The 13,676-nt window shown below is 71.5% G+C and carries 12 protein-coding genes; all 12 read left to right on the forward strand.

Annotated features, from left to right (window positions below; all coding sequences use genetic code 11):
• Positions 1 to 110 precede the first annotated feature (110 nt).
• The 12 genes from AB4112_RS17080 (at position 111) to AB4112_RS17135 (ending at position 13,570) form a co-directional block, all read left to right on the forward strand.
• Positions 111 to 1,649 carry an ABC transporter substrate-binding protein gene (locus AB4112_RS17080; protein WP_441721305.1) on the forward strand — a complete coding sequence of 513 codons (1,539 nt, stop codon included), beginning with the start codon at positions 111 to 113 and terminating at the stop codon, positions 1,647 to 1,649.
• A complete protein-coding gene (locus AB4112_RS17085; RefSeq protein ID WP_441721307.1) occupies positions 1,646 to 2,599 on the forward strand; it encodes an ABC transporter permease in 954 nt (317 codons plus the stop codon). Before AB4112_RS17080 ends, AB4112_RS17085 begins: the two co-directional genes overlap by 4 nt.
• Positions 2,596 to 4,440 (forward strand): dipeptide/oligopeptide/nickel ABC transporter permease/ATP-binding protein, encoded by a 1,845-nt coding sequence (locus AB4112_RS17090; RefSeq protein WP_441721310.1) that lies wholly within the window; start codon positions 2,596 to 2,598, stop codon positions 4,438 to 4,440. Before AB4112_RS17085 ends, AB4112_RS17090 begins: the two co-directional genes overlap by 4 nt.
• Positions 4,437 to 5,414: an ABC transporter ATP-binding protein gene (locus tag AB4112_RS17095; protein ID WP_441721313.1), complete on the forward strand. Its 978-nt coding sequence runs from the start codon at positions 4,437 to 4,439 to the stop codon at positions 5,412 to 5,414. The genes AB4112_RS17090 and AB4112_RS17095 overlap by 4 nt, the downstream gene beginning before the upstream one ends.
• A gap of 46 nt (positions 5,415 to 5,460) precedes the next feature.
• A complete protein-coding gene (locus AB4112_RS17100) occupies positions 5,461 to 6,285 on the forward strand; it encodes a creatininase family protein (RefSeq protein ID WP_441721315.1) in 825 nt (274 codons plus the stop codon).
• A gap of 78 nt (positions 6,286 to 6,363) precedes the next feature.
• Positions 6,364 to 7,434 carry an extracellular solute-binding protein gene (locus tag AB4112_RS17105; protein WP_441721317.1) on the forward strand — a complete coding sequence of 357 codons (1,071 nt, stop codon included), beginning with the start codon at positions 6,364 to 6,366 and terminating at the stop codon, positions 7,432 to 7,434.
• Between the two features lie 4 nt (positions 7,435 to 7,438).
• On the forward strand, positions 7,439 to 8,494 hold the full coding sequence (locus AB4112_RS17110; protein WP_441721320.1) for an ABC transporter ATP-binding protein: 1,056 nt from the start codon (positions 7,439 to 7,441) through the stop codon (positions 8,492 to 8,494).
• Positions 8,491 to 9,381 carry an ABC transporter permease gene (locus tag AB4112_RS17115; protein WP_441721323.1) on the forward strand — a complete coding sequence of 297 codons (891 nt, stop codon included), beginning with the start codon at positions 8,491 to 8,493 and terminating at the stop codon, positions 9,379 to 9,381. Before AB4112_RS17110 ends, AB4112_RS17115 begins: the two co-directional genes overlap by 4 nt.
• Positions 9,378 to 10,166, forward strand: a complete 789-nt coding sequence (locus AB4112_RS17120; RefSeq protein WP_441721326.1) for an ABC transporter permease — start codon at positions 9,378 to 9,380, stop codon at positions 10,164 to 10,166. The genes AB4112_RS17115 and AB4112_RS17120 overlap by 4 nt, the downstream gene beginning before the upstream one ends.
• 10 nt (positions 10,167 to 10,176) lie before the next feature.
• A complete protein-coding gene (locus tag AB4112_RS17125) occupies positions 10,177 to 10,854 on the forward strand; it encodes an RraA family protein (RefSeq protein ID WP_309791850.1) in 678 nt (225 codons plus the stop codon).
• Positions 10,855 to 10,893: 39 nt separating this feature from the next.
• Complete coding sequence (gene ggt / locus AB4112_RS17130; protein ID WP_309791849.1) at positions 10,894 to 12,573, forward strand: gamma-glutamyltransferase; 1,680 nt, start codon at positions 10,894 to 10,896, stop codon at positions 12,571 to 12,573.
• A 28-nt stretch (positions 12,574 to 12,601) separates the two neighbouring features.
• Entirely contained in the window at positions 12,602 to 13,570 is a 969-nt protein-coding gene (locus tag AB4112_RS17135; RefSeq protein WP_309791848.1) for a 2-hydroxyacid dehydrogenase, read from the forward strand.
• The last annotated feature ends 106 nt before the right edge of the window (positions 13,571 to 13,676 follow it).

Below are 13,676 nucleotides of genomic sequence, written 5' to 3' on the forward strand. Positions count from 1 at the left end.
TGTAATTTTTAGCCAGATAGATGTCAAACAAGCCCGGACCACATCGGGCAAAAATCGACATCTCGGCCGCGGGCCATGCCGTCCGCGCGCCAGAAACAGGGGATGGCACCATGGTCGAGGGTAGCCGCTGCATCACCACGACGCGCCGTACGCTGCTTCGGGCGGGGCTGGCCCTGCCCTTCCTGTCGCTGCCCGCCCGGGCCCAATCGGCCGACGGCATCCTGCGGTTCGGCCTGTCGGCCTTCCCGCCCAACCTGCAGCCCTGGGTCAGCACCGGCGCCGCCGCCGGCACCGTGAAGCTGATGCTGCACCGCAGCCTGGTCACCTATGACAGCAAGGGCCAGCTGCGCGGCGAGCTGGCGGAATCCTGGTCGGTCGACGACGAGGGCGCCTGGGTGTTCAAGCTGCGCCCCGGCTGCGTGTTCCAAAATGGCGAGCCGGTCACCGCCGACGACGTGAAATGGTCGATCGAGCAGATCGCCGGCGAGAAATCCACCGCCTATATGCGCACCCAGTTCCAGGGCATCGAGCGCATCGATATCCCCGACCCGCAGACCGTCCGCCTGGTGACCAAGACCCCGACGGCGACGCTGCCGACCTGGTTCGCCAACTACAACACCTTCATTCTGTGGCGGAATTCGACGCCGAACGAGCCGGTCGGCGCCGGCCCCTTCCGCCTGGCCGGGCAGGAGCGCGGCACCTCGCTCGACCTCGTCGCCTTCGACAAGTTCTACAAGCCGGGCCTGCCCCGGCTGAAGGGCATCAAATTCACCGTCTATGCCGACGAGAACCTGCGCGTCGCGGCGCTGCAGACCGGCGATGTCGACATGATCGAATACGTGCCCTGGCAGTCGATGGCGACGGTCGAAGCCGACCCGCGGCTGAAGCTGGACGCCGTCGAGGGGCCGTTCATGTGCGTGCTGTTCAACGCCACCAAGCCGCCCTTCGACGATCCCCGGGTGCGCCGGGCCGTGGCCCATGCGGTGAAGCGCGAGGACATCGTCAAGGCCGCCTTCTACGGCCGCGGCAAGCCGCTCGCGGGCGTGCCGATCACCGCCGGCACGCCCTGGTACGATGACGAGCTGGCCAATGGCTGGGCCTATGACCCGGCCCGCGCCAAGGCGCTGCTGGCCGAGGCCGGATATTCCGACGGGTTCCAGACCACGCTGATGGCCACAGCCCAGTACGGCATGCACAAGGACACCGCCGAGGTGGTGCAGCAGCATCTCGCCGCCATCGGCATCCAGTGCGAGCTGCAGCTGCCCGACTGGTCGACCCGGGTCGCCCGCGGCACCAAGGGCCAGTACGACATCTGCATCCACGGCCTGGCCGCCGACAACAACGACCCCGACGGGCTGACCGGGGTGATCGACACCTCGCTGGCGCCGACCCATGGCCGGTCCTTCGGCCTGAAGGCACCGAAGACCGTCGACGCCCTGGCCCGCGGCCGGGCCGAGTTCGACCCGGCCAAGCGGGTCGAGATCTACAAGGAGATGCAGCGCGCCGCGCTGGAGGAAGTGCCGCTGGCCGGCCTGGCCTGGCGGTCGCAGGGCTACGGCATGGATCGCGGCGTGACCGGCTTCACCAACCTGCCGGGCGCGCTGACCACCTCCTCCGGCGCCACGCTCGAAGAGACTTCGTTCGGATGATCGCCGCCCTGCTCCGCCGCATCGGGATATCGATCGGGCTCGCCTGGATCGTGGTCACGATCGTGTTCCTGGCGCTGCACATGGTGCCCGGGGATCCGGCGGAGCTGCTGCTGTCCTCGGGCGGCGTCGCGCCCGACCCCGCCACCGTCGCCGAGCTGCGCGAGAAGCTCGGGCTGGACCGGCCGCTGGCCGAGCAGTATGTCGACTTCCTCGCTGGCCTGACGCGCGGCGATCTCGGCACGTCCCTGGTCGACGACTATCCGGTGGCGCAGGAGATCGCGCTGCGCCTGCCCCGCACGCTGGAGCTGATCGCCGCCGGCGCGCTGATCGCGATCGTCATCGGCATCCCGGCCGGCACCTGCGCCGCGGTCTATCGCGGCGGGGCGTTCGACCGCGTCGCCTCCGGCCTCGCCGCGCTGCTGCTGGCCATTCCGGTGTTCGTGGTCGGCACGCTGCTGATCCTGCTGCTGGCCCAGACCCTGCGGCTGATGCCGGCCGGCGGCTTCGTGCCGCTGGCACAGAACCCGGCGCAGCACCTGACCCTGCTGGCCCTGCCCGCCATCGCCATCGGCAAGGGCCTGACCGCGGTGGTGTTCCGGATGACCCGGTCCTCGGTGCTGGACGCCCTGTCGCGCGACTATGTCCGCACCGCCCGGGCCAAGGGCCTATCCCCCGCCCGGGTGCTGGTCCACCACGTCGTGCGCAACGCGCTGACCCCGGTGCTGACCGTGCTGGGCCTGCAGATGGGCACCATGCTGGGCGGCACGGTGCTGGTGGAATACGTCTTCAACTGGCCCGGCCTGTCGACGCCGCTGCTGCACGCGGTCGAGGCCCGCGACTACCCGATGGTGGTCGGCATCGTCCTCACCGTCTCCGGCCTGTTCCTGCTGATCAACCTGGCGATGGACCTGCTCTACGCCATCCTAGACCCGCGGATCCGCGCGGCATGAGGCGCCTGTGGCTCCCCGGCGCCCTGGTCGCCCTCGTCATCCTGCTCGCGCTGCTGGCGCCATGGCTGGGGCTGGCGGATCCGGTCAGGCAGGACATCGCCCAGCGCCTGGCCGGGCCGGGGCCGGGCTCGCCCCTGGGCCATGACGAATTCGGCCGCGACGTGCTGTCCCGCCTGATCTGGGGCGCGCGCACCAGCCTGGGCGTCGCCTTCGCCTCGGCCCTGATCGCCGGCATCCTGGGCACCACGCTCGGTCTGATCGGCGGCTGGTTCCGCGGCCTGGGCGAGCTGTTGGCGGTGCGCAGCATGGACGTCATCCTGTGCTTCCCGCCGGTGCTGCTGGCGTTGCTGGTCGTCACCCTGCTGGGCCCCGGCGCCGGCACGCTGATCCTGGTGCTGTCGGTGCTGTACCTGCCGGGCTTCGCCCGCGTCGCCTATGCCGAGGTGCTGTCGGCCCGCAGCCACGACTATGTCGAGGCGGTGCGCGCGCTGGGCGCCCCGACCGGCCGCATCCTGCTGCGCACGCTGCTGCCCAACATCGCCGGCCCGGTGCTGGTGCAGCTGTCGCTCGCCGTCGCCGCCGCGGTGGTGCTGGAGAGCGGCCTGTCCTTCCTCGGCCTCGGCGTGGTGCCGCCCGCCCCGTCCTGGGGCCTGATGATCCGCGGCGCCCGCGCCACCATGGAGCAGTCGCCGCTGCTGCTGCTGTGGCCCTGCGCGGCGCTGAGCCTGACCATCCTGGCGATGAACCTGCTGTGCGACGCGCTGCGCGACCTGGCCGACCCGCGCACGCCGGCCGCGCGCCCCCGCCTGCGCCTGGTCGACCGGATGCTGCCCGGGCTGCTGCCGCCGGCCGGGCGCAGCGACGCGGTGCTGGACCTGCAGGGCCTGACCGTCGAGATCGCCACCCCGCGCGGAAAAATCCGGCCGGTCGAGGACGTCTCGTTCTCGGTCCGCCCCGGCGAGACCATGGCGATCGTCGGCGAAAGCGGCTCGGGCAAATCCGTCACCGCCACCGCGCTGATGGGGCTGCTGCCGCCGGCGGCGCGGCCGGTCGCCGGTGCCGCCTGGCTGGGCGACCGCGACCTGCTGCGGCTGGACGAGCCGGCGCTGCGGGCCCTGCGCGGCGGCGCCATGGCCATGGTGTTCCAGGACCCGATGAGCAGCCTGAACCCGGTGCACCGCGTCGGCGACCAGGTGGCCGAGGCGATCCGCGCCCATCGCGCCATGACCGCCAAGGCGGCGCGGGCCGAGGCGCTGGCGCTGTTCCGGCGGGTCGGCATCGCCGATCCGGAGCGGCGGCTGGATGCCTGGCCGCACGAGCTGTCGGGCGGCATGCGCCAGCGTGTGATGATCGCCATGGCGCTGGCCAACCGGCCGAGCCTGCTGATCGCCGACGAGCCGACCACGGCGCTGGATGTCACCGTCCAGGCCCAGATCCTGGACCTGCTGGCCGAGCTGCAGCGCGAGACCGGCACGGCGATGATCTTCATCACCCACAGCCTGGGCGTGGTGGCCGAGATCGCCGACCGGGTCACGGTGATGTATGCCGGGCAGGTGGTCGAACAGGGCGATGCCGCCACGGTGTTCGCCGCCCCGCTGCACCCCTACACCCGCGCCCTGCTGGCTGCGACGCCGGATGGCGACGGCCAGCCCCTGGGCATCCCCGGCGTCGTGCCCCAGCCCCATGCTTTCCCGCAGGGCTGCCGCTTCGCCCCGCGCTGCGGCCATGCCGTCGCGGCCTGCACGGCGGCGCCGGTCGCACTCGACGAGGTGCGTGCGGGGCACCGCACCCGCTGCATCCGCTGGCCCGCCCTGGCCAACGGCAAGGAGGCCGCGGCATGACCAACGCCCCTCCCCTGGTCGAGGCCACGGCCCTGTCCAAGGTCTTCCACACCGGCGGGCTGTTCCGGCGCGGCCGGCCGGTGCAGGCGGTGCGGTCGGTCGATGCCGCCGTCGCCCGCGGCGAGGCGCTGGGCGTGGTCGGCGAATCCGGGTCGGGCAAGAGCACGCTCGGCCGGCTGATGCTGGGGCTGATGCCGGCCAGCGGCGGCACGGTCCGCTTCGACGGCCAGAAGCTGGGCCGTCCCTCCGGCCGCGAGTGGCGGGCGCTGCGCCGGCGCATGCAGATCGTGTTCCAGGACCCCTATGGCAGCCTGGACCCGCGCCGCCGGGTCGGCGCCCAGATCGCCGACGGCCTGGCCATCCATCATGTCGGGGATGCCGGGGACCGGGCCGACCGCGTCGCCGCGATGCTCCACCGCGTCGGCCTCGACCCCAGCCACGCCCAGCGCTATCCGCACGAGTTCTCCGGCGGCCAGCGCCAGCGCATCGGCCTGGCCCGCGCTTTGGCCAGCGGGCCGGACTTCCTGGTGGCCGACGAGCCGGTCTCGGCACTGGACGTCTCGATCCAGGCCCAGATCGTGCAGCTGCTGGGCGACCTGCGCCGCGACCTGGGCCTCGCCTTGCTGTTCATCAGCCACGACCTGCCGGTGGTGCGCCATCTGTGCGACCGGGTGGTGGTGATGTATCTCGGCCGGGTCATGGAGGAAGGCCCGGCCGAGGCCGTGTTCGCCGCCCCGTCCCACCCCTACACCCGCGCGCTGATCTCGGCGACGCCGCAGCTGCGCCAGGACCGGCGCACCGGCCGCATCCTGCTGGCCGGCGACCCGCCGAGCCCGTCCAACCCGCCCTCCGGCTGCGTCTTCCGCACGCGCTGCGCCCATGCGCGGCCCGCCTGCGCCGAGGCGGTGCCGGAGCTGCGCCCCTTCGGAGAGGGGCGCCGTGTCGCCTGCCTTCGCGCCGAGGAGATCGCCTGATGGCGCCCCGGCCGGATCACCGAATTGCCGACGAGGAGTGACGAGAGTGGCCGCAAAGACCGAACCGAACGTGCATATGGGCACGATTACCGGGGGCGAGGCGCGCGAGATCCTGGCGAAGAACCCGGTGATCCTGCTGCCGATGGGCAGCCATGAGGACCAGGGCCCGCACGCGCCGATGGGCGACTATCTGCTGGCCGAGAAGATCGCCGAGCTGGCCGCCATCCGCGCCAGCCAGCGCGGCATCCGCACCCTGGTCGCCCCGGTGCTGCCCTTTGGCGGCGCCGACTGGTTCGGCCCGATGATCGGCGGCATCGCCCTGAGCCAGGCGACGCTGACCAGCGTGATCAGCGAGATGGTCGCCAACCTGCACCAGCACGGCCTGACCCGCATCGTCGTGATCAACGGCCATGGCGGCAATGTCGGGCCGATCGCCGAGGTGGCGCGCAGCCTGTATCTGCGCGACGGCACCGTGCTGCCCAGCCTGTATCTGTGGCGCATCGCCTATGGCCTGCTGCCCGGCATCGTCGGGGCCGAGGCGGCGGCCAAGGTCTCCGGCCACGGCGCCGACCCGCTGACCAGCATCGGCCTGCACCTGTTCCCCGAGCTGATGCGCCCGGCCCTGATGCCCGGGGACCGGCCGGCGAAGCGCGATCCGGTGCTGGACCTGCCCTTCACCGGGCTGGGCACCGCCAGCTTCGAGGGCGCCGAGGTCGGCGTGCCGAACCAGTATGACGAGGTCTACACGCTCGGCGTCGGCAAGGGCGACCCCAAGCTGTCCTCGGCCGAGACCGGCGCGGCGCTGACCGAGAAGCTGACCGAGATCTGCGCCCGCTTCGTCGCCCATTTCGCCGAGAAGATCCACGCCTGATACGGCCGGGCCGGCAGGGTCATGCCGGCCCGGAAACAATGCCGCCCCGGATGCGGCCAAACAGTGGGGGTGTTCCAGATGCTGACGCGTCGTGTCGTTCTCAAGGCCGGGCTCCAGGCCGGTATCGCAACCCTCGCCATGCCGGCGATCCTGCGGGCGCAGTCGATCAGCGGCGAGATCCGGCTGATGTCCTATGCCGACGGCACCTTCCAGGACAACTACGTCAAGACCGTCATCGAGCCGTTCCAGCAGGCCTTCCCGGGCGTCAAGGTCAACTACGCGCCCGGCGGCACCTCGGCCGAGATGCTGGGCAACATCCGCGCCCAGAAGGCGGACCCGCAGATCGACGTCACCATCATGGACGTCACCGCCTCGAACATCGGCAATGCCGAGGGCCTGTTCGACAAGCTGAGCCCGGCCGAGGTGCCGTCGCTGGAGGAGCTGGTCCCCGAGGCCCGCGCCGCCGGCGGCGAGTTCGGCCCGGCCGTGACCTTCGACCATCTGGTGCTGGTCACCGACGCGGTGAACCTGCAGCCGCCGCTGGCCAGCCTGGCCGAGCTGTGGCGCCCGGACCTCAAGGGGCTGCTGGGGATCAGCGCCCCGCCCAACATCCAGGGCCTGGCCCTGACCGTGATGGTCGAGAAGATGCTGGGCGGCGACTACCGGCAGTCGATCGACCAGGCGATCAAGAAGCTGGCCGAGCTGGCGCCGTCGGTGAACACCTGGAACCCCAATCCCGACGGCTATTCCCTGATCCAGAACGGCATCGTCCGCGTCGCCACTGGCTGGAACGCGCGGTCGCAGCGCAAGATCGACGAGACCCAGGGCAAACTGGGCGCGCTGCTGCCGCCGGAGGGTTCGGTGTTCCAGATCAACACCATCAACCTGACCGCCGGGTCGAAGAACCGCGCCACGGCCGTCGCCTTCATCAACCACGCCCTGTCGCACCAGTCGCAGAAGGCCTTCACCGAGCGGGTGTTCTACGCGCCGACCAACGGCAAGGCGCAGATCGACCCCAAGGTGCTGGCCCGCACCGCCATCGCGCCGGAGAACCGCAGTCGCATGATCGACGTCGACTGGACCGAGATCGTCAAGGTGCGCGACAAGTGGAACAACCGCTGGCGCCGCGAAGTGATCTCGGCCGGCTGATCCGATGAGCTATCTCCAGCTCCAGGGCCTGGCCAAGCGCTATGGCGGCTTCGTCGCGGTCGACGACGTCTCGCTGTCGGTCGGCCGGGGCGAGGCGGTGGCGCTGCTCGGCCCGTCCGGCTGCGGCAAGACCACGACGCTGCGGATGCTGGCCGGGCTGATCGCGCCGGATGGCGGCACCATCCGGGTCGACGGCGCCGACATCACCCGCGAGCCGGCGCACCGCCGCAACATGGGCTATGTCTTCCAGTCCTACGCCCTGTTCCCGCATCTCAGCGTGGCCCGCAATGTCGGCTTCGGGCTGGAGGAGCGGCGGGTGCCGCGCGCCGAAGCCGCGGCCCGGGTCGAGGAGGCGCTTTCCATGGTGCGCCTCGGCGCGCTGGGCGGGCGCCGGCCGCGCGAGCTGTCCGGCGGCCAGCAGCAGCGCGTGGCCCTGGCGCGGGCCCTGGTGGTCCGCCCCTCGGTGCTGCTGCTCGACGAATCCCTGTCCAACCTCGACGCCAAGCTGCGCGACGCGATGCGGCACGAGATCCGCGACATCCAACGGTCGCTCGGCATCACCACCCTGTTCGTCACCCATGACCAGGTCGAGGCGCTGACCATGTGCGACCGGATCGCGGTGATGAATCGCGGCCGGGTCGAGCAGGTCGGGTCGCCGGAGGACATCTATGAGCGGCCGGCGACGCGCTTCGTCGCCGATTTCGTCGGCCGCGCCAACATCCTGCCGGCCAGCCGCGGCGCCGATGGCCGCGTCGGCCTGTGGGGTTCGCCGCTGCCGGTCCAGGCCCCGCCTTCGGGGGAGTTCGACGTCTTCGTCCGGCCGCAGCGCATCCGCCTGGCCCCCGTCTCCGAGCCCACGGCCGAGGGCGTGGCCCGCATCCGCGGCCAGGTCTCGCACAGCGTCTTCATCGGCGACCGGATCGAGGTCGTGGTCGAGGGCGCCGGCGGCCAGCTGAGCGTCGAGATGCCGTCCGGCCAGCGCCCGCCGGCCGAGGGCCTGGAGGTCGCGGCGATCTGGCCGGCCGAGGACACGCTGCTGTTCCCGCGTGAGGCGCCATGACCGACGCCCTGCATCCCCTCGCCGCCGAGCGCCCTGCCCTGCCCCGCGGCCGGCGCCTGCCGTTGCCCCTGCTGGTGCTGCCGGCGGCGCTGTTCGTGCTGGCCGTCTATGTCTGGCCGACGCTGGGCCTGTTCCGCACCGCCTTCAACGAGGTCGGGCCGACCGGCGCCATGGTCGAGACCTGGTCGCTGCAGACCGCGCGCGAGGTCTTCGCCGACAGCTTCACCGCCGAGCTGACCCTGAACTCGCTATGGCTGTCGCTGGTGGCGACCGCCCTGGCGCTGGCGCTGTCCTACCCGGTGGCGCTGTTCCTGTTCCGCACCCGGTCGCGCTTCCGCGGCCTCTTGGCCGTGGTCGCGATCATGCCGATGCTGGTGTCCGGCGTGGTGCGCATCTTCGGCTGGCTCGCCATCCTCGGCGACCGCGGCCTGGTCAACGGCATCGCCCAATGGCTCGGGCTGATCAGCACGCCGATGCGGCTGGTGTTCAACTGGACCGGCGTCACCATCGGCCTGGCCGAGAGCATCATGCCCTACATGATCCTGGCGCTGCTGGCCGGGTTCGGCCGGCTGGACCGCACGCTGGAGGAGGCGGCGCGCAGCCTGGGGGCGACGCCGCTGCGCTGCTTCCTGCGCGTCACCCTGCCGCTGAGCCTGCCCGCCATCGCCCTGGCCGCAGGCCTCGGCTTCGTGCTGTCGATGTCGTCCTACATCACGCCGAGGCTGATGGGCGGCGGCCGCATCTTCGTGCTGGCGACCGAGATCTACGAGCAGGCGACCACCAACACCAACTGGCCGGTGGCCGCGGTGCTGGCGATCTACACCCTGGTGCTGCTGCTGGCGCTGGCCGTCGTCGCCCGGCTGGTGGCGCGGAGGCTGCAGCGATGAACGGCGCCGGCCGCGCCCTCTCCACCCTCGCCGGCATCGTCTACGCCATGATCCTGGCGCCCATCGTCGTGGTGGTGGCGCTGGCCTTCTCGGCCGACGATTTCATCGTCTTCCCACCCTCGGGCTATTCGCTGCGCTGGTTCCAGGCGCTGGCCGGCAACGCGCCGCTGCTGGACGCGCTGCTGCTGAGCGCGCAGATCGCCTGCGTGGTCATGGCGCTGTCCCTGCTGCTGGGCGTGCCGGCGGCGCTGGCGCTGAACAAGGGCAGCTTCCCCGGGCGCGAGGCGCTGCAGGGCTTCTTCCTGGCGCCGCTGCTGCTGCCGACGCTGATCATCGGCCTGGCGCTGCTGCTGTTCTTCACGCCGCTGCACCTGACCGCCACCCTGCCCGGCCTGGTGCTGGGCCACATGATCGTGACCCTGCCCTTCGTCATCCGGATGATGACGACCGCCTTCTCGACCCTGCCCGACGACATCGAGGCGGCGGCCGCCACGCTGGGCGCCACGCCGTGGCGGGTGGTGCGCCGGGTCACCCTGCCTCTGGCCGCGCCCGGCCTGGTCGCCTGCGGGGCGCTGTCCTTCCTGCTGTCCTTCGACGAGACCGTGATCTCGCTGTTCATCGCCGGGCCGCGCGCCTCGACCCTGCCGGTCGAGATGGTGCGCTACGTCGAAGGCCGCACCGACCCGATGGTCGCGGCCCTGTCGGTCGTGCTGATCGCCGCGACCCTTCTCGTCGTCATTCTGGTCGAACGTCTCGTCGGCGTCGCGCGCGCCGTCGGCAACTAGGGAAAGCCACATGCCAGACTATCGCATCGCCGCCATGCCGCCGCAGATCCCCGCCGCCCTGGTGGAGAAGCTGCGCCGGGTCGAGACCGCGACCATCGGCCATTCCCAGCATTGGGGCTTCATGGACCGGGGCATCCAGCCGCTGCTGCGCGGCAAGCGCATCGCCGGCGCGGCCGTCACCCTCGCCATCCCGGGCCAGGATTCGACCCTGCTGCACCACGCGCTGGGCCTGCTGCGGCCGGGCGACATCCTGGTGGTCGACCGGCTGGGCGACGACAAGCACGCCTGCTGGGGCGGCGGCGTCACCATCGCGGCCAAGGCGGCCGGCGCGGTCGGCGGCATCGTCGACGGACCCTGCACCGACCTGGCTGAGATCGAGGATTCGGACTTCCCGATGTGGTGCCGCGGCATGTCGCCGATCACCACCCGGCTATACAATCTCGGCGGCACGCTGAACCTGCCGATCTCCTGCGGCAATGTGCCGGTACGGGCCGGCGACGTCATCCTGGCGGATGAATCCGGCGTGCTGGTGCTGCCGGCCGGCGAGGCGGAGGCGATCGCCGACGCCGCGCTGGTGCGGCAGGAGCGCGGCGAGCGCAGCCAGGAGCGGGTCAAGGCCGGCGAGAAGCTGGGCGACATCTCCGGCGCCACCAGGATGGTGCTGGAGGCGCTGGGGCAGAATGGCTGACACTGCGATGGCCGAGACTGAATCGCCGAGGACAGCATCGTGACCAACATCCCGCCGAGAGCCGCCCGCATCACCGACTTCTCCTGCGAGAAACGGCCGGCCACCGGGTCGCGCGGGATGGTCGTCACCAACCACCCGTTGGCCTCCGCCGCCGGGTCGGAGATGCTGCTGTCTGGCGGCAACGCCATCGATGCGGCCGTCGCCGCCCTGTTCACCCTGACCGTGGTCGAGCCGATGATGGTCGGCGTGCTCGGCGGTGGCGTCGCCCATCTCCGCCTCGCCGACGGCCGGCACCTGGTGCTCGACGGGCTGTCGACCGCGCCGGGCCGGGGCAGCGCCACCATGTACGAGGCGCTGTCCGACGAGGTCGGCAAGTCCCGCGACGTGCGTGACCGCGAGAACCAGGTCGGGCCCAAGGCGGTGGCCGTTCCCGGCGCGCTGGCCGGCTGGTGCGAGGCGCTGGCGCGCTTCGGCACCCTGGCGCTGGCCGATGTGCTGGCCCCCGCCATCCGGCTGGCCGAGCGCGGCTTCATCGTCAGCCCCTATCTGTCGGACTGCGTCACCGACTGCGCCGCCGACCTGGCCCGCGACCCCGGCCTGTCCGCCCTGTTCCTGCCGGGCGGCCAGCCGCTGCGGCCGGGCGCGCGGCTGGTCCAGGGCGACTATGCCGGCAGCCTGCGGCTGATCGCCGAGCGCGGTCCGGCCGCGCTGTATGACGGGCCGCTCGGCACCGCGCTGACCGATTTCATGGCGTCTCATGGCGGGCTGATCGACCAGGCCGATCTCGACGCCTTCCGGGTGATCGAGCGCGAACCGGTGCGCGGCACCTATCGCGGCTTTGAGATCCTGGGCCCGCCGCCGCCCTCCTCCTCCGGCGTGCACATCGTGCAGATGCTGAACATCCTGGAGGGCTACGACATCGGCGGGCTGGGCTTCGGTTCGGCCGACGCGGTGCACCTGCTGGCCGAGGCGCTGAAGATCGCCTTCGCCGACCGCGCCGTCGCCACCGCCGACCCGGCCTTCGTCGCTGTGCCGGTCGACCGCCTGATCGCCAAATCCTATGCCGAAGAGCGCCGGTCCCGCATCGACCTGCGGCGGACCCAGGCCTGGACCGCCGGGCTGGCGGGCGGGGAATCGGCCAACACCACCCATGTCACCGTGGCCGACGCTGCCGGCAACGTCGTCGCCACCACCCAGACCATCAACGGCCTGTTCGGCGCCTGCACCCAGATCCCCGGCACCGGCATGCTGACCAACAACTACATGTACAATTTCGACCCGCATCCCGGCCGCGCCTTGTCGATCGCGCCGGGCAAGCGGGTCTTCACCTCGATGGCGCCGATGATGGCGCTGCGCGACGGCAAGCTCGCCTTCGCCCTGGGCCTGCCCGGGGGCTTGCGCATCTTCCCGTCGGCGCTGCAGGCCATCGTCAACCTGATCGACCACGGCATGAGCCTGCAGGAGGCGGTCGAGGCCCCGCGGGTGTGGACCGAAGGCGGCGTGCTGGAGCTGGAGCAGGCCTTCCCCGAGGCGGTGGCCGAGGACCTGGCCGCCCGCGGCCACAACATCGTGCGCATGCCACGCATCGCCGGCGGCATGAACGCGATCGGCTTCGACCCGGACGGTACCCTGACCGGCGCCGCCTGCTGGCGCGCCGACGGCACGCCGGTCGCCATCTCCGGCGGCCTGGCCCGCGCCGGCGTCCGCTTCACCATCTGACCCGTTACCCGACTGGAGTGTGCCTGCCGTGACCGAAACCGTCGTCGTCCTGGATCCGATCAGCGAAGACAGCGCCGCCAGGCTGCGGTCCCTGCTGCCGCCCGGCCTTGTCCTCACCCATGGCACCGCGCGTGGCGATGAGCATCTCAAGGAGATCATCGCCGGGGCCGAATACGCCATCGCCGGCCAGGTCGGCGTCAACGGCGACGTGCTGCGCGCCGCGCCCAAGCTGAAGCTGCTGCACAAATGGGGCGTCGGCGTCGACAACCTCGATGTCGACACGGCGCGCCAGCTCGGCATCAAGGTGGCGCGCACCACCGGCAGCAACGCCGTGCCGGTCGCCGAATTCACGCTGGGCCTGACCCTGGCGGCGCTGCGCTGCATCGCCTTCGGCCATGCCGAGCTGAAGAAGGGCCACTGGCGCACCGCCACCGCCATGCCGATGCAGACCTACATGCTGTCGGGCAAGACCGTCGGCATCATCGGCTTCGGCGCCATCGGCCAGACCGTCGCCAAGCTGCTGAAAGGCTTCGGCTGCACCATCCTCTATTCCAAGCGCACGAAGCTGCCGGCGGTTGAGGAGGCCGCGCTGGGCGCCCGCTTCGCCACGGTACCGGAGATCCTGGCCCAGTCCGACGTGATCACGCTGAACTGCCCGCTGACGCCGGAGACATCAGGGCTGATCGACCGGGCGGCGATCCGGGCGATGAAGAAAACCGCCGTGCTGGTCAATGTCGCGCGCGGCGGCGTCGTGGTGGAATCCGACCTGATCGAGGCGCTGAAGGCGCGGGAGATCCATGCCGCCGCCATGGATGTGTTCGAGATCGAGCCCCTGCCGTCGGACAGCCCGCTGCTGGGCCTGGACAATCTGGTGGTCACCCCGCATCTGGCGGCGATCGCGGCCGACAATTTCGAGAAGGCCGTCAACCAGATGTTCGGCAACATCGCCCATGTCGCGCGCGGCGAGCCGGTGCCGGAACGCGACTCCGTGGTCTGACCCCCAAGCTTCACGCGGAGACGAGCCCGGGATTCGGACCGAAGTCCGCCCGGGCGCGCCTCCACTCGATCCCCCTCGGCCCGTCCTGGCCGAGGCCGGGGGGAAG

Source organism: Inquilinus sp. 2KB_23, assembly GCF_052115705.1.
Taxonomy (GTDB): Bacteria; Pseudomonadota; Alphaproteobacteria; order DSM-16000; family Inquilinaceae; genus Inquilinus; species Inquilinus ginsengisoli_A.

Coding starts and splice junctions, on each gene's coding strand:
- AB4112_RS17125 (WP_309791850.1), top strand. CDS start 10,177: ATGCCAGACTATCGCATCGCCGCCATGCCGCCGCAGATCCCCGCCGCC.
- AB4112_RS17085 (WP_441721307.1), top strand. CDS start 1,646: ATGATCGCCGCCCTGCTCCGCCGCATCGGGATATCGATCGGGCTCGCC.
- AB4112_RS17110 (WP_441721320.1), top strand. CDS start 7,439: ATGAGCTATCTCCAGCTCCAGGGCCTGGCCAAGCGCTATGGCGGCTTC.
- AB4112_RS17115 (WP_441721323.1), top strand. CDS start 8,491: ATGACCGACGCCCTGCATCCCCTCGCCGCCGAGCGCCCTGCCCTGCCC.
- AB4112_RS17090 (WP_441721310.1), top strand. CDS start 2,596: ATGAGGCGCCTGTGGCTCCCCGGCGCCCTGGTCGCCCTCGTCATCCTG.
- AB4112_RS17080 (WP_441721305.1), top strand. CDS start 111: ATGGTCGAGGGTAGCCGCTGCATCACCACGACGCGCCGTACGCTGCTT.
- AB4112_RS17095 (WP_441721313.1), top strand. CDS start 4,437: ATGACCAACGCCCCTCCCCTGGTCGAGGCCACGGCCCTGTCCAAGGTC.
- AB4112_RS17105 (WP_441721317.1), top strand. CDS start 6,364: ATGCTGACGCGTCGTGTCGTTCTCAAGGCCGGGCTCCAGGCCGGTATC.
- AB4112_RS17120 (WP_441721326.1), top strand. CDS start 9,378: ATGAACGGCGCCGGCCGCGCCCTCTCCACCCTCGCCGGCATCGTCTAC.